Raw genomic sequence first — 21,933 nt, 5'->3', positions numbered from 1 at the left:
TTTTAATATATTAGAAAACAAAAATTCCGTTACATATCTGTAACGGAATTTATCGATATCCAATTTATGCGCTGTGGTTATTAATAAGTTATGGAGGAGGTAGAGGGATTCGAACCCCCGCGGGATTTGACTCCCCTGTCGGTTTTCAAGACCGATCCCTTCAGCCGGACTTGGGTATACCTCCGTATCAACATTTATTATATTACATGGAATTAAAATTAAAGTCAAGCCCTCTATAAAGTTTTTTTAAAATAATTTCAAACTTTGATAAAAAGGAGAATCAGCCTCTTTAATCAGAAGCTGATTCCTTTTAACTTACGGTTTAATGACTTCCGCACCGCGCATATATGGACGTAATACTTCAGGAATGATAACACTGCCATCTTCCTGCTGATAATTTTCCAAAAGGGCAGCGACTGTACGGCCGATTGCCAGACCTGATCCATTTAGAGTATGGACATGTTCCGGTTTGCCTTTTGCGTCACGTCTGAAGCGGATATTGGCCCGTCTAGCCTGGAATGCTTCAAAGTTACTGCAAGAAGAAATTTCTCGGTACGTCCCATAACTCGGGATCCAAACCTCGATATCATACTTTTTAGCAGCAGTGAATCCAAGATCTCCCGTACACATGCTCAGCACTCGGTATGGAAGGCCTAGCAATTGAAGGACCTTTTCGGCATGACCTGTGAGATTTTCCAATTCTGCATAAGAATCTTCCGGCTTCACGAACTTCACTAGTTCAACTTTATTGAACTGGTGCTGACGAATTAACCCGCGGGTATCACGACCAGCAGATCCTGCCTCTGAACGGAATGAAGCGCTGTATGCCGCATAGCTTATCGGCAGATCGTCCGTGCTCATGATTTCATCACGATGGAAGTTTGTCACCGGGACTTCGGCTGTAGGAATCAAGAAGTAATCATCACTTTCGATACGGAAAGCATCCTCTTCGAATTTTGGCAATTGACCTGTCCCAGTCATGCTTGCACGGTTCACCATATATGGCGGCAGCATTTCTTCATATCCGTGTTCCTCAACATGAAGGTCCAACATAAAGCTAATTAAAGCACGCTCTAATCGAGCACCAAGACCCCTATAAAATACAAATCGGCTTCCGGTCACTTTTGCTGCCCGTTCAAAATCCAGGATGCCTAAATCTCCAGCTACATCCCAGTGTGGTTTCGGTTCAAACTTGAATTCCGGTAACTCTCCCCATTTACGGATTTCGACATTATCGTCTTCCGTCTCACCAACAGGCACACTTTCATGCGGAATATTCGGAATGGAAAGAAGTAATGTTTCTAACTGTGCTTCCACTTCACGAAGTTCATCATCGAACCCTTTGATACGGTCACCAACTTCACGCATTTGGGCAATCAACTGATCTGCATCCTTTTTTTCCCGTTTCAATACGGCCACTTGCTGTGAAACTTCATTTCTTTGGCTTTTCAACTTTTCCGTATCAGCAATCAAAGTCCGGCGCTTTACATCCAGTTCCTCGAATTTACCTAAATCGGTCAAATCTTCCCCTCTAAATTGCAATACACGCTTCACTTCTTCAAAATTATTTCTTACATATTTCAAATCCAACATTTTCAGTTCCTCCTTAATAATTCGATGATTTATCAAAGAACGCAAAAAACTCCCGTCCCCTGAAGAAGGGACGAGAGTTAACCCGCGTTGCCACCCTAGTTGAAGGCATATGAAAAACGCCTACCACTTAACTCGATAACGGCTTTTAACCGAAAGTATTTACTGACCCCAAAAGGCTTTCCATACTCTGCTCCAGGAGGGATTCACAAAACTCTCACACCGATTTCCACCAGCCATCGGCTCTCTATAGAAAGAAATACTTGTTACTATTTCCTGTCATTGCTTTCTTATATAATCAGATTGTTTTCCATAATGTACTATAATTTTATACATTACGCAACCGTTTTATACGCGAAACTTAAAACCAGCCTTTAACAGTAGAAGCTACACTGCTCCATACGTCACCAAAGAATCCGCCAACCGCTCGCATTGATAATACGAACCAGTTTGCCTTTTCAACAGATTCAGCAGCTACGACGTTAACCTTAACTGGATCGCCGTTAATGTACCCGTAATCTTCTCCTTTTTTAGGAGTGACTGTGATGTAACCTAGCTTTTCACCTTTTTTGATTGGTGCAGTAAGCTTACCATCATCATTCAATTTGTTTTTATCGATCACTAAATCTGTTTTATAGTTATCTTTCTCACCATTTTCAACAAGTAGCTCGATTGCCTTTTCAGATTGAATCTTAACGTTTTTTTCCTTGCCTTTTACTACTGAAAGTGTTTCTTTCCCTTTCACCTGGTAATTGGCTGGAAGGACTTTTTCCTTTTTAAAGGTTGCATAAGCATAGTTCATAAGCTTAGTGCTATCTGCAAAACGTTCGTTTTTATTAGTGGACTTCATAACCACCGTGATATAGCGCTGACCGTCTCGGATAACCGTCCCTGTATGTCCATAACCGGCAAAGTCGGTAGATCCCGTTTTTAGTCCATCTACGCCTTTATATTCAAATATCAGACCTGGCAACATCCAGTTGAAGTTCGGATATTCTTTTCCATCACGGAACTTCAATTTAGGAATGCTGGCGATTTTTAACACTTCCGGATAATCGTTTATTAAACGATAAGCAAGAAGACCAGTATCTTTTGCTGTCATGATATTTTCATCATCTTCATTACCCGAAGGATATTGCCCTAATAAATCGGAGTTATTCAAACCGCTGGCATTAACGAATTTATGGTTTTTCAAGCCTAGTTCCTTTGCTTTTTCGTTCATTAACTTAACGAAGCTCTTTTCACTTCCGGAAACCAACTGTGCTAAAGCTACTGTTGCCGCATTTCCGGAATAGACGGCCATAGCTTGATATAGTTCCTTAACTGTATAATCTTCACCTTCTGTTAACCCAACATTCGACAAATTAGGTGCTTTTGAAAGGTCATGTACGTATTTATTTATTTTAACTTTCTGATCCCAACTGATTTTCCCATTTTTGATTGACTCCATTATGATGTACTCGGTCATCATTTTAGACATGGATGCAATCCCTAATACTTTATCGGCATTTTTTTCATACACGATTTGTCCTGTTTCACCATCAATGATGATGGCTGCCTCTGCTTTTAAACCCAAATTATCAGATTCAGCAACAGCTTCCCCCGGTTGATAGGCAAATTGCGACATAACAAGAACTAAAACAAAAGTGAAAATGAGGGTCATCTTGCTGATTTTTTTCAATTTCCAATACCTCCAACTTTTAAGCTAATCTCTATAACAAAGAAGAAACTTTATGTAATTCCCTTGACACCTTGTCTAGTTTATCACAGAAAAAATAAAAAAAATAGACAGAGTAATCGCAGACTCTGTCTATTTTAACAATAAATTTTAATGACGATTATATGTTAAATTCATTACATTGAGTAGTTTGGTGCTTCTTTGGTAATTTGTACATCATGAGGATGGCTTTCCCTTAACCCGGCACCGGTCATTTTGACAAATTGAGAGTTTTCTCTCAACTCTTCCAATGTGGCTGTACCGCAATATCCCATACCTGAGCGAATGCCGCCAATCAGTTGGAAAATGGTATCTGAAAGAGGTCCTTTGTATGGAAGGCGCCCCTCGATGCCTTCCGGTACGAATTTCTTGTTATCTTCTTGGAAGTAACGATCTTTAGATCCCTTTTCCATTGCAGCAACGGAGCCCATACCCCGATATACTTTAAAACGGCGACCTTGGAAAATTTCCGTTTCGCCTGGGCTTTCAGTTACACCTGCAAGCATGCTGCCAAGCATTACTGCATGTCCGCCTGCAGCCAGGGCTTTAACGATATCACCAGAGTATTTAATTCCGCCATCAGCGATAATCGTTTTACCATGTTTTCTTGCTTCTGTCGCACAATCGAAAACTGCCGTGATTTGTGGAACACCTACACCAGCCACAACCCTTGTCGTACAGATTGACCCTGGTCCGATTCCCACTTTGACTACATCGGCACCCGCTTCAATCAATGCTTTCGTTCCTTCAGCCGTTGCCACATTACCGGCAATGATCGTCAATTCAGGATATGTCCCGCGGATTTCCTTCACCATTTCAAGGACGCCTTCTGAATGACCGTGAGCAGTATCAAGTACGATTGCATCGACATGGGACTTAACTAGCATTTCTACACGCTTCATTGTATCCTTAGTCACTCCGACTGCAGCACCTGCAAGTAATCTTCCTTGCTTATCTTTCGCCGAATTCGGGAACTCAATGACTTTCTCGATATCCTTGATCGTAATAAGTCCTTTAAGGACTCCATTATCGTCTACAAGGGGAAGCTTTTCAATTTTGTACTTTTGAAGAATCTTCTCTGCTTGTTCCAAGTTAGTTCCCACTGGCGCTGTGACCAGATTCTCTACAGTCATGACACTGGAAATCTTCAAGGAAAAATCGGAAATAAATCGCAAATCACGGTTTGTAATGATACCCACAAGTTTTTGGTCCTCTATATTGTTGACTACAGGAACACCCGAAATGCGATATTTACCCATTAAATGCTCTGCATCAAATACCTGGTGATCCGGCGTTAAGAAAAATGGATCGGTAATTACACCGCTTTCTGAACGTTTTACTTTATCCACCAGTTCAGCCTGTGCTTCAATGGACATATTTTTATGGATGATACCTAAACCGCCTTGACGAGCCATGGCAATTGCCATCTCAGCTTCTGTCACGGTATCCATTCCTGCACTGATGATAGGAAGGTTGAGCTTTAAGTTTTCAGCTAAGTTGACTTGAAGGTTAACATCTTTCGGCAAAACCTCTGATTTCGCTGGAATTAATAGGACATCATCAAAGGTTAAACCTTCTTTTGCAAATTTATTTTCCCACATTATTTTCCCCTCCTGCTTAAAAATATTATTTGTAGGTTATCAATAGGACATACTACTGTCAAGAAGAGAAATAAAAGTTTGATTATTCTATTAATTCGGAGGATAGCTGCAATGCCTGAAAACAATGATAATTTCGATAAATATACACCTTTTTTTTCCGCATCTTCCTCACAACTTTTTTTACAAAAATGTTACACGCATGAAAAAATAGCAGAAGCGGAAATAAAAAGTTACGATAATTGTTATCCATTTATTTACCATCTTGAACATGCTAAAACTTATTATAATCAGGCTGCCATTGCACCACTTTCCATACAACCAATCTTAACATTTTATGGATTCGCGCAATTGTTAAAGGCTTGCCTGCTCACGATCGATCCCAACTATCCGGAATCAACTTCGATGCTTGCCCATGGGGTTACTACGAGAAAAAAGAAAAAACAGCAATATGAATTTTTAAAGGATGAAGTTAAAACGCAAAAAAACGGACTTTTCACCTGCATTGCCGAGAAGTTATTTCATATAAAGCATCTGGAGGGTGAAAAATTTTCCATGGGAACGCTGATAAAGGAAATTCCGGATATGCAAAACTTTACATGGTCCGTTTCCAAGAAAAATTTCGTCGCCATGTTACCCTCTTCGGACGGTTTTCAATTACCCTCAGCGACCTTGGATAGCTATCAAATGTCCAGCAGTCGAATGGAAGAATTTTTGAAAGCTAAAACGAATCAAGTTTACAGTATTTCAGAAGCTCCTGGGACACTGCATTTAAAAACTGATGGCATTCCTATTCATAATGCTTCTTCCCCGATACGGTATAATTTGGCAGAAAGACAGTTCATGCTATCACTCAATAAAGATTCGTCAGCTTTTTCATTACCTGAACTTTTGATCCATTATTTGATTTCTTATAACCTTAGCATAATAGCTCGTTATGAAACAGAATGGTGGGCAGAACTGATGAAAACCATGCCCAATGATGATTACCCTTGCATTGTGCAATTCCTTAAAATAAGCCAAGCTAAGGTGCCATTTTTAATATTTGAATGGATTAAGTCCGAGAGGTTCCACTTTTGATCCTTTCAACATCCAATTGGTCAATTGATCTGTCCCGAACGACGAAAAAAGACCAGCTGGATGGCTGATCTTTGAAATGGCTTGGCGGCGTCCTACTCTCACAGGGGGAAACCCCCAACTACCATCGGCGCTGAAGAGCTTAACTGCCGTGTTCGGAATGGGAACGGGTGTGACCTCTTCGCTATCGCCACCAAACATAAAAGGAACGTTGTTCCTTCAAAACTAGATAATAAGAAGGTATTTCATTTTTTAAAAAGCGTTGGTTAAGTCCTCGATCTATTAGTATCAGTCAGCTCCACATGTCGCCACGCTTCCACCTCTGACCTATCAACCTGATCATCTTTCAGGGATCTTACTAGCTTGCGCCATGGGAAATCTCATCTTGAGGGGGGCTTCATGCTTAGATGCTTTCAGCACTTATCCCGTCCGCACGTAGCTACCCAGCTATGCCTTTGGCAAGACAACTGGTACACCAGCGGTGCGTCCATCCCGGTCCTCTCGTACTAAGGACAGCTCCTCTCAAATTTCCTGCGCCCGCGACGGATAGGGACCGAACTGTCTCACGACGTTCTGAACCCAGCTCGCGTACCGCTTTAATGGGCGAACAGCCCAACCCTTGGGACCGACTACAGCCCCAGGATGCGATGAGCCGACATCGAGGTGCCAAACCTCCCCGTCGATGTGGACTCTTGGGGGAGATAAGCCTGTTATCCCCGGGGTAGCTTTTATCCGTTGAGCGATGGCCCTTCCATGCGGAACCACCGGATCACTAAGCCCGACTTTCGTCCCTGCTCGACTTGTAGGTCTCGCAGTCAAGCTCCCTTGTGCCTTTACACTCTACGAATGATTTCCAACCATTCTGAGGGAACCTTTGGGCGCCTCCGTTACTCTTTAGGAGGCGACCGCCCCAGTCAAACTGCCCACCTGACACTGTCTCCCACCCCGATAAGGGGCGCGGGTTAGAATTTCAATACAGCCAGGGTAGTATCCCACCAACGCCTCCACCGAAGCTAGCGCTCCGGCTTCTCAGGCTCCTACCTATCCTGTACAAGCTGTACCAAAATTCAATATCAGGCTGCAGTAAAGCTCCACGGGGTCTTTCCGTCCTGTCGCGGGTAACCTGCATCTTCACAGGTACTATAATTTCACCGAGTCTCTCGTTGAGACAGTGCCCAGATCGTTACACCTTTCGTGCGGGTCGGAACTTACCCGACAAGGAATTTCGCTACCTTAGGACCGTTATAGTTACGGCCGCCGTTTACTGGGGCTTCGGTTCAAAGCTTCGCTTGCGCTAACCTCTCCCCTTAACCTTCCAGCACCGGGCAGGTGTCAGCCCCTATACTTCGCCTTGCGGCTTCGCAGAGACCTGTGTTTTTGCTAAACAGTCGCCTGGGCCTATTCACTGCGGCTTTTCTGGGCTATTCACCCTAAAAAGCACCCCTTCTCCCGAAGTTACGGGGTCATTTTGCCGAGTTCCTTAACGAGAGTTCTCTCGCACACCTTAGGATTCTCTCCTCGCCTACCTGTGTCGGTTTGCGGTACGGGCACCTTACATCTCACTAGAGGCTTTTCTTGGCAGCGTGGAATCAGGAACTTCGGTACTATATTTCCCTCGCCATCACAGCTCCGCCTTAATGGAAACGGGATTTGCCTCGTTTCCGGCCTAACTGCTTGGACGCGCATATCCAACAGCGCGCTTACCCTATCCTTCTGCGTCCCCCCATCGTTCAAACGATGTATAGGTGGTACAGGAATATCAACCTGTTGTCCATCGCCTACGCCTTTCGGCCTCGGCTTAGGTCCCGACTAACCCTGAGCGGACGAGCCTTCCTCAGGAAACCTTAGGCATTCGGTGGAAGGGATTCTCACCCTTCTTTCGCTACTCATACCGGCATTCTCACTTCTAAGCGCTCCACCAGTCCTTCCGGTCTGACTTCAACGCCCTTAGAACGCTCTCCTACCATCGACACCTAATGGTGTCAATCCACAGCTTCGGTGATACGTTTAGCCCCGGTACATTTTCGGCGCGGAGTCACTCGACCAGTGAGCTATTACGCACTCTTTAAATGGTGGCTGCTTCTAAGCCAACATCCTGGTTGTCTAAGCAACTCCACATCCTTTTCCACTTAACGTATACTTTGGGACCTTAGCTGGTGGTCTGGGCTGTTTCCCTTTCGACTACGGATCTTATCACTCGCAGTCTGACTCCCAAGAATAAGTATTTGGCATTCGGAGTTTGACTGAATTCGGTAACCCGTTGGGGGCCCCTAGTCCAATCAGTGCTCTACCTCCAATACTCTCATCTTGAGGCTAGCCCTAAAGCTATTTCGGAGAGAACCAGCTATCTCCAGGTTCGATTGGAATTTCTCCGCTACCCACACCTCATCCCCGCACTTTTCAACGTGCGTGGGTTCGGGCCTCCATTCAGTGTTACCTGAACTTCACCCTGGACATGGGTAGATCACCTGGTTTCGGGTCTACGACCTCATACTCATTCGCCCTATTCAGACTCGCTTTCGCTGCGGCTCCGTCTCATCAACTTAACCTCGCATGAAATCGTAACTCGCCGGTTCATTCTACAAAAGGCACGCCATTACCCATTAACGGGCTTTGACTACTTGTAGGCACACGGTTTCAGGATCTATTTCACTCCCCTTCCGGGGTGCTTTTCACCTTTCCCTCACGGTACTGGTTCACTATCGGTCACTAGGGAGTATTTAGCCTTGGGAGATGGTCCTCCCTGCTTCCGACGGGATTTCTCGTGTCCCGCCGTACTCAGGATCCACTCAGGAGGGAACGAAGTTTCAACTACAGGGTTTTTACCTTCTTCGACGGACCTTTCCAGATCACTTCATTTACCCCGTTCCTTTGTAACTCCATGTTGAGTGTCCTACAACCCCAAGAGGCAAGCCTCTTGGTTTGGGCTAATTCCGTTTCGCTCGCCGCTACTCAGGAAATCGCGTTTGCTTTCTCTTCCTCCGGGTACTTAGATGTTTCAGTTCCCCGGGTCTGCCTTCAGTACCCTATGTATTCAGGTAAAGATACTGTTCCATTACGAACAGTGGGTTTCCCCATTCGGAAATCTCCGGATCAAAGCTTACTTACAGCTCCCCGAAGCATATCGGTGTTAGTCCCGTCCTTCATCGGCTCCTAGTGCCAAGGCATCCACCGTGCGCCCTTTCTAACTTAACCGTTAAAAAAGATCTTACAGATGCTTTGAAAAAAATTAATTGCCTTCTATCTATTATCTAGTTTTCAAGGAACAAGCTGTCCCAATCACAACGTGATTGTTTCATTGGTGGAGCCTAGCGGGATCGAACCGCTGACCTCCTGCGTGCAAGGCAGGCGCTCTCCCAGCTGAGCTAAGGCCCCGTTTTGGGAAATGGAATGGTGGGCCTAAATGGACTCGAACCATCGACCTCACGCTTATCAGGCGTGCGCTCTAACCAGCTGAGCTATAGGCCCATTCACATAAATAATAAGCTTCTGCTTCCCAAGCTTATCGCGGGATTGCTATTTAATTGAATGAATCACTCATTCAAAACTGAACAAAACAAAAGCGCTCTCGTAATTATCCTTAGAAAGGAGGTGATCCAGCCGCACCTTCCGATACGGCTACCTTGTTACGACTTCACCCCAATCATCTGTCCCACCTTAGGCGGCTGGCTCCATGAAGGTTACCTCACCGACTTCGGGTGTTACAAACTCTCGTGGTGTGACGGGCGGTGTGTACAAGGCCCGGGAACGTATTCACCGCGGCATGCTGATCCGCGATTACTAGCGATTCCGGCTTCATGCAGGCGAGTTGCAGCCTGCAATCCGAACTGAGAATGGCTTTATGGGATTCGCTTACCTTCGCAGGTTTGCAGCCCTTTGTACCATCCATTGTAGCACGTGTGTAGCCCAGGTCATAAGGGGCATGATGATTTGACGTCATCCCCACCTTCCTCCGGTTTGTCACCGGCAGTCACCTTAGAGTGCCCAACTGAATGCTGGCAACTAAGATCAAGGGTTGCGCTCGTTGCGGGACTTAACCCAACATCTCACGACACGAGCTGACGACAACCATGCACCACCTGTCACTCTGTCCCCCGAAGGGGAAAGCCCTATCTCTAGGGTTGTCAGAGGATGTCAAGACCTGGTAAGGTTCTTCGCGTTGCTTCGAATTAAACCACATGCTCCACCGCTTGTGCGGGCCCCCGTCAATTCCTTTGAGTTTCAGCCTTGCGGCCGTACTCCCCAGGCGGAGTGCTTAATGCGTTAGCTGCAGCACTAAAGGGCGGAAACCCTCTAACACTTAGCACTCATCGTTTACGGCGTGGACTACCAGGGTATCTAATCCTGTTTGCTCCCCACGCTTTCGCGCCTCAGTGTCAGTTACAGACCAGAAAGTCGCCTTCGCCACTGGTGTTCCTCCAAATCTCTACGCATTTCACCGCTACACTTGGAATTCCACTTTCCTCTTCTGCACTCAAGTTCCCCAGTTTCCAATGACCCTCCACGGTTGAGCCGTGGGCTTTCACATCAGACTTAAGGAACCACCTGCGCGCGCTTTACGCCCAATAATTCCGGACAACGCTTGCCACCTACGTATTACCGCGGCTGCTGGCACGTAGTTAGCCGTGGCTTTCTGGTTAGGTACCGTCAAGGTACCAGCAGTTACTCTGGTACTTGTTCTTCCCTAACAACAGAACTTTACGACCCGAAGGCCTTCTTCGTTCACGCGGCGTTGCTCCGTCAGACTTTCGTCCATTGCGGAAGATTCCCTACTGCTGCCTCCCGTAGGAGTCTGGGCCGTGTCTCAGTCCCAGTGTGGCCGATCACCCTCTCAGGTCGGCTACGCATCGTCGCCTTGGTGAGCCATTACCTCACCAACTAGCTAATGCGCCGCGGGCCCATCTATAAGTGACAGCGTAAACCGTCTTTCCATCTTCTCTCATGCGAGAAAAGAACGTATCCGGTATTAGCTCCGGTTTCCCGAAGTTATCCCAGTCTTATAGGCAGGTTGCCCACGTGTTACTCACCCGTCCGCCGCTAATCTCAGGGAGCAAGCTCCCGTCGATTCGCTCGACTTGCATGTATTAGGCACGCCGCCAGCGTTCGTCCTGAGCCAGGATCAAACTCTCCGAAGAAATGTTTGACTTGCTCATTTGCTTTTTTGATAGTGTGTGCTCACTTAAAATTTAACGTTGGCGCTTTGTTTTGTTCAGTTTTCAAAGAGCAATTTGTGTCGTTCGCTTAGAAACGACTTTAATAATATATCAACTATATTATTTTTTGTCAACAACTTTTTTTCTTTCGCTGTCGACTTAGTTATTATATCTAGTATCGGGAATAAAAGCAATAGTTATTTTAAAATAAATAATATACACGAATTCATAGATTTCAAATACTATGACTGCACTCCTGATCAAGTTGAAAAGGCGTACCTTTTAAGAGTAAACTTTTTCTTTAAACATTATAATATTTCTTCTATATATAATTCCCGATTAATCCCTAAATTGATAATTTGCTCACTATCCCTCACCTTTATGACCGGTCTTGTTTCCGAACAGGCATCAATAAAAATGATTTCAGCAATGAATCCATTGTTCAGTTTGACCCTGCTTCCTATGAAAAAATTAGCGAAGCTTGATAACAAGGTTTTAACTACCCCAATATCAAATTTACCAAAGTCATCATATAAAATCATTTCTAATACCTTAAACGGTGACTGTTTCTTTCTATAAGTCCTCTCGGAAGTCATGGCGTGAAATACATCTGCAACTGCAATGATTTTTGAGAATAAGTTCATGGGCTTTGTTTTCAATCTTTTTGGATAACCCGTTCCATCTAACCTTCCATGATGCTCAAGAACGGCTATCTTCACACTATCCTTAATGATGGAACTATCTTTAATCATCATCTTGTAGCTGAAAATAGGATGAGAATGTATCTCCTCATAATCATCTACTGTCAGGCTTGCCGTTTTACTTAATAACCTTGGTGGCAGCTTTGCCATCCCGCAATCTGCCAGACATCCGCCAATTGCAGTTTGATAGACATCAGCCCTATTGCATTTCATTTTATATGCAATATATCCCCCTATTAATCCAATGGAAATAGCATGATGATATACATAGTCTTCTTTATTGCAATAGTGGTGCAGCTTCAAAATGTTTCCTGGTTCCTCTAAAGCCTTGTCCATAAGGGGGATCATGATTAAACGAATCATGGCCACCTCGATTTTACTGCCCGCCTGCCAATTTTTAAATAATCGTTTATATGTTAGTACCGACTTAAAATAAAAATCCGTAAAATCCGATGCCATTTCATCCCATTCTGGATCCATTACCTCTTTCGGCAGAAATCTCTTTCCATCAATAAAGGTTTTTTTAACGCTTACCTCTGTTATTAAAAAGGCTTGCAAAGCTTCGATTAATTGCCAGGTCAATATTGTTTTTTCATACATTATAGGTCTGTTCGAAAGACCTCTAATCTCTTTTGACAGGATGCAGCCTTCGATTAAATAGCGAGTTTTCACAAGCAAAACGTTTCACCTCGGTAATATTGGTGAGTATCATTCTACTTGAAAAACATGGTAGAAACTATCCTTTTTTTATGATTAAATACCTAAACAAATTCTATTTATTAGCATTTTCATTTTGAATCTCCTAAATATGATAAGTCTTTTTACTTAAATCCGAACACTCATGAAATCAGTTTGAAATTCATCTTAAGCACAAAAAAAAGACCCCGCTCAATTGCCTGGGTCTTTTTTTGTGGAAAGATTATTCTTCCGTATCTTTTTCAGTTTCTTCATTTTCTTCAATTACAGTAGGTTCAGAATCAGAATCTGGAGTCGTGACCGTTTCTATATCCATGTCTTTTTCTTCTTCTTCTTCTTCTCTTCCTACGATGGCTACCGTCGAAACATATTCATTATCAGCGGATTCGAGTCGGATGAGCTTAACACCCTGTGTATTACGGCCCGTTTTAGAAATGCCTTCGACTTCCATTCGGATTAATACACCAGCTGCTGTAATCAGCATCAAATCTTCATCTACACCCGTAACTGTTTTCACGGCTATAAGTTCACCATTTTTCTCAGTGACATTACATGTTTTTATTCCTTTGCCTCCACGGCTTTGAATACGGTATTCTTCCGCAGAGGTCCGTTTACCATAGCCATTTTTCGTAACAATCAGCACTTCTTCATCATCTTCAAGAATTTCCATACCGACTACTTCATCATCCGCCCGTAAGGAAATCCCTTTCACACCCGCTGCAGTACGTCCCATTGTCCGTACATCCGTCTCAGGGAAACGAATCATCATCCCGGACTTCGTTCCAATTATGATCTGTTTCTCTCCATTCGTAAGACGGACAGAAATCAATTCATCATCTTCACGTAAACCTAGGGCAATTAAACCATTATTACGGATATTTGCAAAAGAAGACAAAGGTGTACGCTTTGAAACCCCATGTCTGGTCGTGAAGAATAAATACCAATCGTCAGCAAATTCCTTCACAGGTATGATTGCGTTGACCCACTCGCCTTTATCGACTTCCAACAAGTTGATAAGCGGCAATCCTTTTGCCGTTCTACCATATTCAGGTATTTCATATCCTTTGGAACGATAGACTTTACCTTTGTTGGTGAAGAATAATAGAGTGTCATGAGTCGATGTGGTTAACAAGTGACCGACAAAGTCATCTGTATTCGTTCCCATACCCTGTATTCCGCGCCCCCCGCGTTTTTGACTGCGGTATGTGGTTGCAGGCAAGCGTTTAATATAACCGTTATGCGTAAGTGTCACGATTATATTTTCCTCTGGGATTAAATCTTCATCTTCCAAGCTTTCAAAGCCGGCTAATGTGATTTCAGTTCTCCGTTTATCATCAAAACGCTCTTTAATTTCAAGAAGCTCTTCACGAATAATTTCAAGAACCTTTTCCTCATCAGCAAGAATGGCTTTATACTCTGCAATTATGGCCATTAATGCCTGGTATTCATCTTCAATTTTTTCACGTTCCAGACCAGTCAAGCGTTGTAAACGCATATCCAGGATAGCTTGCGCTTGTTTTTCAGAAAGTGAAAATTGTGTCATTAACCCTTCACGGGCAATTTCAGTAGTTTGGGAACTACGGATTAACGAAATGACTGCATCCAAATTATCAAGTGCAATGCGCAAACCTTCTAAAATATGGGCACGCGCTTCCGCTTTCCGTAATTCAAATTCCGTCCTGCGCCGTATGACTACCTGCTGATGCTCCAAGTAGTAGTGCAGGCATTGTTTTAAATTCAATACTTTAGGCTGTCCGTCCACCAAAGCAAGCAGATTGATTCCGAAGGTGGTCTGCATCGCGGTATGCTTATACAGGTTGTTTAAAAGGACATTTGCATTAACATCCTTTCGAAGCTCCATGACAATACGCATACCGTTGCGATCCGACTCATCCCGTAAGTCGGTAATGCCTTCGATTTTCTTATCTCGAGCAAGTTCTGCAATTTTTTCAATCAATCTTGCTTTATTCACTTGATAAGGGATTTCCTTAACAAGGATTACCTGTTTACCATTGGGTTTCTCTTCAATCTCGACTTTCGCACGTTGAATGATTGACCCTTTTCCGGTTTCATAGGCCTTTCTGATTCCACTTCTCCCTAAAATCAAACCTGCTGTCGGAAAGTCCGGACCAGGGATATATTCCATCAACTCAGGAATTGTAATTTCAGGATTCTTGCTTAAAGCCAATACGCCGTCAATTACCTCGCCTAATTGATGGGGTGGAATATTGGTTGCCATCCCTACTGCTATACCAGATGATCCATTCACTAACAAGTTCGGGAAACGGGCTGGCATAACGGCTGGTTCTCTTTCTGAACCATCATAGTTATCTTGGAAATTAACCGTATCTTTATTTAAATCGCGAAGCAATTCCATCGAAATCTTCGACATTCTTGCTTCTGTGTACCTCATTGCGGCAGCTTGGTCTCCATCGACTGAACCGAAATTTCCATGACCATCGACAAGCATATAGCGATAGTTAAAAGGCTGCGCCATCCGTACCATCGTTTCATATACGGCTGAATCACCATGCGGGTGATATTTACCGATTACTTCCCCGACAATACGGGCAGATTTTTTAAATGGTTTATCCGAAGTCATTCCAAGATCATTCATTGCATAAAGAATTCTTCGGTGTACCGGTTTTAAACCGTCCCTTACATCAGGCAAAGCCCGAGACACGATAACACTCATCGCATAATCCAAAAACGATGTCCGCATCTCGGTACTTATATTTATTTCTTTTACACCTGATCTTTCATTTTCTGACATGGAGCCAACCTCCTATAAAAAGCTTATATCTCATTTAGTTTTAACTGTTCGTTCACTATGTAAAGAACAGGATGTAAAAAGCATCCTGTCAAAAAATCAGATATCGAGATTTTTTACATAAATTGCATTTTCTTCAATGAAGTTACGTCGTGGTTCTACCTTATCGCCCATCAACATCTCGAAAGTTTCATCTGCCTCGGCAGCATCTTTCAAACTGACTTGAAGCAGCGTTCTCGTATCAGGATTCATGGTCGTTTCCCACAATTGCTCTGGATTCATTTCCCCCAGCCCTTTATAACGCTGCAGGTTAGGCTTTGGAGTACTTGGCAAACTTGCTATGATTTCGTCAAGCTCGCGGTCATTATAAGCATAATCCACTTTTTTCCCTTGCTGGATTTTGAAAAGCGGCGGCTGAGCAATATATATATATCCGTACTCGATAATTTTTCGCATATACCGGTAGAAGAATGTCAACATCAGTGTTCTGATATGGGCACCATCCACATCCGCATCGGTCATGATGACAATTTTATGGTATCTAGCCTTTTCAATATTGAATTCATCACCAATGCCTGTTCCAAGTGCTGTAATGATCGTACCTATTTCTTCGTTATGAAGGATTCTATCCAATCTCGCTTTTTCTACATTCAGGATTTTACCCCTTAGCGGCAAAATGGCTTGGAAATGGCGGTCCCGTCCTTGCTTTGCCGAGCCTCCCGCCGAGTTTCCTTCAACGATGTACAATTCACTGATACCCGGGTCCTTGGAAGAACAATCCGCCAATTTCCCTGGAAGATTGGATACTTCCAAAGCACTTTTCCTTCGGGTCAATTCACGTGCTTTCTTCGCTGCCATACGGGCTCTCGCTGCCATTTGCCCTTTATCTACAATTTTCCGGGCCACGGCAGGATTTTCGTATAAGAAGGCATCAAGTCGTTCAGAAAGAATGGAATCAGTAACCGTTCTTACTTCAGAGTTTCCGAGTTTGGTTTTCGTCTGACCTTCAAATTGTGGATCAGGATGCTTAATCGAAATGATTGCCGTTAAACCTTCCCGGACATCTTCACCTGAGAAGTTGGAATCAGCCTCTTTTAAAAGACCATTTTTCCGTGCATAATCATTGATGACACGGGTTAAAGCAGTCTTGAATCCTGATTCATGTGTACCGCCTTCATAGGTATGAATATTATTGGCAAAAGAAAAGACATTACTGATATAACTGTCGTTATATTGGAGAGCCAATTCAACAGAAATTCCATCTTTCTCGCCTTCCATGAAAATCGGTTCCTCATGCAATACCTCTTTTGAACGGTTCAAATGCTCAACATAAGATTTGATACCGCCCTCATAGTGGAAATCCCTGACCTTCTCTTCTTCCCCACGTTTATCTTCAATGATCAGTTTCAAGCCTTTATTCAGGAATGCAAGCTCACGGATTCGTGTAGCTAATGTATCGAAATCATATTCCAAGGTTTCGGTGAAAATTTCACCATCAGGAATGAAGTGTACAGTCGTTCCTGTATGATCGGTTTCCCCGATAATTTTCAAATCTTCTTTAGGGATACCGCGGTTAAATTGCTGATAATGGATTTTACCTTCACGATGAACATAAACTTCCAATACCGTGGATAGGGCATTAACTACTGAAGCCCCAACACCATGCAGACCACCGGAAACCTTGTAGCCCCCGCCGCCAAATTTACCGCCCGCATGAAGGACCGTCATGATCACTTCAACTGCTGGCCGTCCCATTTTTTCATGGATACCGACTGGAATTCCCCGACCATTATCGACTACCGTTATGCTATTGTCTTCTTCGATCGTCACTTTGATTTCCGTACAGAAACCAGCTAGCGCTTCATCAATACTATTATCGACAATTTCCCAAACAAGATGGTGAAGTCCTTTTGCAGAGGTCGTACCGATATACATCCCCGGACGTTTACGAACTGCTTCTAAGCCTTCTAAAACCTGTATCTGATTCTCATCGTATGCCTGAGCTTGTACTTCTTTTTGTTCCATTGTCATACGTATCACCTACACTTTTCTTTTGGCATTTATCAATTTTTCTGGAGTAATTAAAGCGTTACCGCTTAATTTCAAAGAATATCTATATCATCGATTAAGAGCGATGACTGCAGTGAACGCTTTTTCAAAGTGGACGACGCAAGCGGTGAATAATATACCTGTTTGTCCGTCACTACAATCGATTTAACCGAGTTTTTTGCTAAATGGTAAGTTACATCAGACTTTTTCTCCAAAAATTCACTCATGATTGGAGAGGCCTGAAGCAGCTTCTTATCTAAAATGGCTATGACATCATCCGTTTTCACAAGAATGTCTTCACCAATATGGAGATACATACATTCACCTCATCATTTAACCTTTTTTATACTTCCTTGACTCACATAAAAGGTGGACGCTTCTCTTAGGGTTTGATGATCGATTCCATCAACGGAGGGTGTCGTCACAAATGTCTGCACTTTCCCTTGTATCGTATTCAGTAAATGGGATTGACGGAAATCGTCAAGTTCCGATAACACATCATCCAATAATAAAATGGGATACTCGCCGATTTCTTCATGGATCAGCTCAATTTCGGCAAGCTTCAAAGACAGGGCAGTCGTACGCTGTTGTCCTTGTGAACCATATGTCTGGACATCGCGGTCATTCACAAAAAAAACCAGGTCGTCACGATGAGGACCTACCAATGTTACACCCCGTTCAATTTCCCTTGTTTTTATTTTATCAAATTTTTCTGTGTATACTTCTATCATTTTCGTCAAATCCATAGATTCTGATACATCAAGCGACGGTTTATATTGGATTTTCAATACTTCTAGATTTCTGGAGATCCCCGAATGAATCGGCTCTGCCCATTGCTGGAGCTTTAAAAGAAACTCGTATCTTCTTTCGACAATTTTCGCTGCATACTGAATAAATTGATCAGTCAGCACGTCAAGCATCGTCGTATCCGTTTGTTTCCGGGTCTGCAGAAGCTTTAAGTAATGATTTCTTTGTTGAAGTATTTTATGATATTGGCTCATATCATGAAGGTATACGGGAGAAACCTGGCCAATTTCCATATCTATAAAACGGCGTCTGACTAGAGGACTTCCCTTTACAAGGTTAAGATCCTCAGGCGCAAACATGACCACATTCATATTTCCGACATATTGACTCAACTTTCTTTGTTCAATATGGTTGCACTTCGCCTTTTTCCCTTTTTTTGAAATGGTCAGCTCAAGTGGTATTGAGGTATTTCTCTTTCTAACTCTTCCTTCTATTTTAGCATACTCTTCATCCCAGCGAATAAGTTCTTTATCATTTGAGGTCCGATGGGATTTTGCCATTGCTAAAACAAAAATGGATTCCATGACATTTGTTTTCCCTTGAGCATTTTCGCCGAGGATTACATTGACTTTATTCTCAAAAGTCAGATTCAATTCGGTATAGTTGCGGTAATTTTTCAAACTTATATTTTCAATATACATATTCCGCTCTTCCCTTATGTTTTAGCTTGTAATTGTGTAGGTGCCAAATCCAGGAATCTCTATTTTATCACCTGATCTTAATTTTCTGCCCCTTCTCACGTCTAATTCGCCATTAATGTAAACCTCATATTCACTTAAGAACCATTTCGCCATTCCGCCGCTTTGAATCAAATCGGCCAATTTCAGGAATTGTCCAAGCGTAATATATTCGGTATTGATTTTTATGGAGTCCATTTCATGCCTCACTCATTTCTAAGTAGTCTTTAATATTTCATTTTACTAAATTAATCCCATTAAGACAAAGTATAGCTTTTTCAGTTCTTGTTTTTAGCGATTCAGCGTTCCGGACAGCATTGAAAAAACGCTAAAAACCCTTTGGAAACCTATATTTAAATATAAAAAAATTAAAGACCTGCTATACAAGCCTTTAATTTTTTTGAAATATTATTTTAGCTTAATAAGTCCTTACCGGGAGAATTAATTGCAGCATGGAATCATCATGTAGCGGGCGAATGACAAACGGACGCATTGCACCTGTGAAATTAATTTTTATATCGGAACCTTCCAATGCTTTTAGAGCATCCATTACAAATTTGGCACTGAATGAGATTTTCAGGTCTTCACCTTCAATGGCTTCTGCCTGAACCTCTTCAATTACTTTACCAATTTCAGGAGTGTTGGAAGAGACTTCGATTATACGGCCTTCCAGGGTTGTCAATTTGACGACATTATTTCTTCCTTCTCTCGCCAATAAAGAAGCCCTGTCGATCGCTTGAAGAAAATCTTTAGTGTGAACAATCACATCCGTTTTGCTATCAGATGGAATCAAGCGTGATGTATCGGGATAATTTCCTTCAAGCAGTCTTGAGAAGAATAATAAATTTTCAGCTTTGAAAAGTACTTGGTTTTCGGTAATGACGATTTCAATGAGTTCGTTTGTATCATCAAGGATTTTACTTAACTCATTCAGGCTTTTACCTGGGATTACAACGCTATAGGTCCCGTTAATTTTATTTTCTATTTTGGCTGTTCTCATTGCAAGCCTATGACTATCTGTTGCAATACAGGTCAATTCGTCATCTTGTACCTTCAAGTTTACACCTGTTAAGATGGGGCGTGTTTCTGACGTGGACACTGCAAAGCCAGTTTGGCGGATAAGGGTCTTTAAAAGGTCCGTTGGAAGTTTGAAAATATTTTCTTCTTCAATGATCGGAAGATGTGGATATTCCTCAGGATCCAGTCCATTTAGATTAAATTCAGCTTTGCCTGAGCGAATAATCGTTTGAAAGTTATTCTCCACTTCAATTTCTACAGTATCCATCGGCAGCTTTTTGACAATTTCACTGAAAAAACGGGCATTCAGGACAATACCGCCGCTAGTTTTAACTTCAACAATCTCATCTCCGTCAACCTCAGCCGGGATGAATGATTGGATGGAGATATCTGAATCACTTCCTGTTAGAGTGACACCCTCACTAGTAACGCTTATTTTTATCCCCGTTAGAATCGGAATCGTCGTCCTTGATGTGACTGCTTTCATTACTTCTTGGACACTATGAACTAATCGATCTCTTTGGATTATAAATCTCATGTTTCATCCTCCAATTTTTTTATTGCCGAATAGGCATATTTATTAATAATTTTTATTAAAAAAGATAGTAGTAATAGTAGTAGGGCCTGTTGATATGTGGATAAGTCCACTCAACCTAAGGAAAAACAGTCTATCCACATGTGGACAGACTGTGTGTAAGTAGTCATCAGTTATTCACATTATCCAGAATCTATTATACCCTCAACTGGTCCTGGATTTCTTTAACCTGACGTTGAAGCTGTGTGTCCGTTTGCATGAGTTTGGAGATTTTTTCATGCGCATGGATAACGGTCGTATGATCGCGACCTCCAAATTCATCACCTATCTTAGGCAGGGATGAGTCCGTTAACTCCCTGGAAAGATACATGGCAATCTGTCTTGGAAAGGCTACGGATTTTGTCCGTTTTTTCGCCTTGAAATCCTCAAGTTTGACACTATAATGTTCACCGACTGTCTTCTGGATTTCCAAGATGGTGATTATTTTAGGTTTGGAGCTAGGGATGATGTCTTTTAATGCTTCAGCTGCCAAATCGGCATTTATATCTTTATTAATCAATGAAGAATAGGCGACGACACGAATAAGTGCACCCTCCAGCTCACGAATATTGGAATCGATTTGGTTGGCAATATAGAGCATGACTTCATTCGGGATATCAAGGCCCTCAGCTTTTGCCTTTTTACGCAATATGGCAATCCGCGTTTCTAGGTCAGGAGGTGTGATATCCGTGATCAAGCCCCACTCAAACCTTGAACGGAGGCGATCCTCGAGTGTAGGTATCTCTTTTGGCGGGCGGTCACTCGAGATGACAATCTGCTTGCTTTCTTCATGCAACGCATTGAATGTATGGAAAAACTCTTCTTGAGTTTGTTCTTTTCCCGCAAGAAATTGAATATCATCAATTAATAAAACATCCACGCTTCGGTATCTATCACGGAATTCCCCAGCTTTATTGTCCCGGATCGAGTTGATGAATTCATTCGTGAACTTTTCAGACGATAAATAAACGACCTTTGCATTCGGATTATGCTCAAGAACATAATGCCCGATTGCATGCATTAAATGAGTTTTTCCAAGACCTACGCCCCCGTATATGAATAAGGGATTATAGGCTTTGGCCGGAGCTTCTGCGACAGCGAGAGACGCGGCATGGGCAAAACGATTGCCGGAGCCGATGACAAATGTATCGAAGGTATTTTTCGCATTCAGCATATGCTGCGGAAATGCAGCATGCTCTTTGTCCTGTTTTTTTATCTTTTTAGGTTGAACAGGAACGGTAAAATCATCATCTTCTTGATTGGGGGGAATGATGAATTTTGCTTCCAATTCCTCACCGGTAAGTTCAAACAATACATCGGAAATAAGATGGGAATAGCGTTCTTCAAGCCAATCCCTGGCAAATTCATTGGGAGCGGTGACTGTTAAGGTATCACCTTGCAGTAAATAAGCCTTGGTTGATTTAAGCCAAGTTTCAAAGCTTGGTTTACTGATTTTTTTTTCGATTTTTCCGAGCGCCTGGTTCCAGAGGCTATCGATGTTATCCAA

General features: G+C 42.8%; 12 protein-coding genes, 3 tRNA genes, 3 rRNA genes and 1 other annotated feature. Of the genes, 1 reads left to right on the top strand and 17 read right to left on the bottom strand.

Annotated features, from left to right (window positions below):
• Positions 1 to 91: 91 nt before the first annotated feature.
• The 4 genes from AC3ISB_RS00090 to guaB form a co-directional block, all read right to left on the bottom strand.
• Positions 92 to 184: transfer RNA gene (locus tag AC3ISB_RS00090), tRNA-Ser, on the bottom strand.
• Between the two features lie 131 nt (positions 185 to 315).
• A complete protein-coding gene (serS, locus tag AC3ISB_RS00085) occupies positions 316 to 1,593 on the bottom strand; it encodes a serine--tRNA ligase (RefSeq protein WP_098373822.1) in 1,278 nt (425 codons plus the stop codon).
• A 63-nt stretch (positions 1,594 to 1,656) separates the two neighbouring features.
• Positions 1,657 to 1,882: a binding site (T-box leader), on the bottom strand.
• A 69-nt stretch (positions 1,883 to 1,951) separates the two neighbouring features.
• The gene (locus tag AC3ISB_RS00080; protein ID WP_286178840.1) at positions 1,952 to 3,271 is read right to left on the bottom strand and encodes a D-alanyl-D-alanine carboxypeptidase family protein; all 1,320 of its coding nucleotides are present in this window, start codon (positions 3,269 to 3,271) and stop codon (positions 1,952 to 1,954) included.
• Positions 3,272 to 3,444: 173 nt separating this feature from the next.
• Positions 3,445 to 4,908, bottom strand: a complete 1,464-nt coding sequence (guaB, locus tag AC3ISB_RS00075; RefSeq protein WP_063236531.1) for an IMP dehydrogenase — start codon at positions 4,906 to 4,908, stop codon at positions 3,445 to 3,447.
• 111 nt (positions 4,909 to 5,019) lie between these two features.
• Between guaB and AC3ISB_RS00070 the strand changes: the two genes are divergently transcribed.
• The gene (locus tag AC3ISB_RS00070; protein WP_144529987.1) at positions 5,020 to 5,985 is read left to right on the top strand and encodes a YaaC family protein; all 966 of its coding nucleotides are present in this window, start codon (positions 5,020 to 5,022) and stop codon (positions 5,983 to 5,985) included.
• Between the two features lie 79 nt (positions 5,986 to 6,064).
• Here the strand turns inward: AC3ISB_RS00070 and rrf are convergent.
• The 13 genes from rrf to dnaA all read right to left on the bottom strand — a co-directional run bounded on the left by rrf (position 6,065) and on the right by dnaA (position 21,933).
• Positions 6,065 to 6,180, bottom strand: a 5S ribosomal RNA gene (rrf, locus tag AC3ISB_RS00065).
• 64 nt (positions 6,181 to 6,244) lie between these two features.
• Positions 6,245 to 9,177 (bottom strand): 23S ribosomal RNA (locus AC3ISB_RS00060).
• Positions 9,178 to 9,281: 104 nt separating this feature from the next.
• A tRNA-Ala gene (locus AC3ISB_RS00055) sits at positions 9,282 to 9,357 on the bottom strand.
• Positions 9,358 to 9,373: 16 nt separating this feature from the next.
• Positions 9,374 to 9,450, bottom strand: a tRNA-Ile gene (locus AC3ISB_RS00050).
• 116 nt (positions 9,451 to 9,566) lie between these two features.
• Positions 9,567 to 11,117: ribosomal RNA gene (locus tag AC3ISB_RS00045) — 16S ribosomal RNA — on the bottom strand.
• Together the 16S, 23S and 5S rRNA genes with 2 tRNA genes alongside form the textbook arrangement of a ribosomal RNA operon.
• A 326-nt stretch (positions 11,118 to 11,443) precedes the next feature.
• Positions 11,444 to 12,508, bottom strand: a complete 1,065-nt coding sequence (locus AC3ISB_RS00040; RefSeq protein ID WP_489277045.1) for an HD-GYP domain-containing protein — start codon at positions 12,506 to 12,508, stop codon at positions 11,444 to 11,446.
• A 247-nt stretch (positions 12,509 to 12,755) separates the two neighbouring features.
• Positions 12,756 to 15,305, bottom strand: coding sequence for a DNA gyrase subunit A (gyrA, locus tag AC3ISB_RS00035; RefSeq protein WP_144552692.1), 2,550 nt, complete (start codon positions 15,303 to 15,305; stop codon positions 12,756 to 12,758).
• A 96-nt stretch (positions 15,306 to 15,401) separates the two neighbouring features.
• Positions 15,402 to 17,327: a DNA topoisomerase (ATP-hydrolyzing) subunit B gene (gene gyrB, locus AC3ISB_RS00030; RefSeq protein ID WP_480340154.1), complete on the bottom strand. Its 1,926-nt coding sequence runs from the start codon at positions 17,325 to 17,327 to the stop codon at positions 15,402 to 15,404.
• Between the two features lie 77 nt (positions 17,328 to 17,404).
• Positions 17,405 to 17,668, bottom strand: a complete 264-nt coding sequence (gene remB, locus AC3ISB_RS00025) for an extracellular matrix regulator RemB (protein WP_098370330.1) — start codon at positions 17,666 to 17,668, stop codon at positions 17,405 to 17,407.
• A 12-nt stretch (positions 17,669 to 17,680) separates the two neighbouring features.
• Entirely contained in the window at positions 17,681 to 18,799 is a 1,119-nt protein-coding gene (recF, locus tag AC3ISB_RS00020; RefSeq protein ID WP_048687943.1) for a DNA replication/repair protein RecF, read from the bottom strand.
• 21 nt (positions 18,800 to 18,820) lie between these two features.
• Entirely contained in the window at positions 18,821 to 19,033 is a 213-nt protein-coding gene (gene yaaA / locus AC3ISB_RS00015) for a S4 domain-containing protein YaaA (protein ID WP_034316192.1), read from the bottom strand.
• A 220-nt stretch (positions 19,034 to 19,253) separates the two neighbouring features.
• On the bottom strand, positions 19,254 to 20,390 hold the full coding sequence (gene dnaN, locus AC3ISB_RS00010; protein ID WP_098370329.1) for a DNA polymerase III subunit beta: 1,137 nt from the start codon (positions 20,388 to 20,390) through the stop codon (positions 19,254 to 19,256).
• 193 nt (positions 20,391 to 20,583) lie between these two features.
• Entirely contained in the window at positions 20,584 to 21,933 is a 1,350-nt protein-coding gene (dnaA, locus tag AC3ISB_RS00005) for a chromosomal replication initiator protein DnaA (protein WP_057914144.1), read from the bottom strand.

The organism is Peribacillus sp. GL_122, from assembly GCF_057835005.1.
Note: the sequence above shows the minus strand (reverse complement) of the source record. Positions and strands in the feature narration are given on the sequence as shown.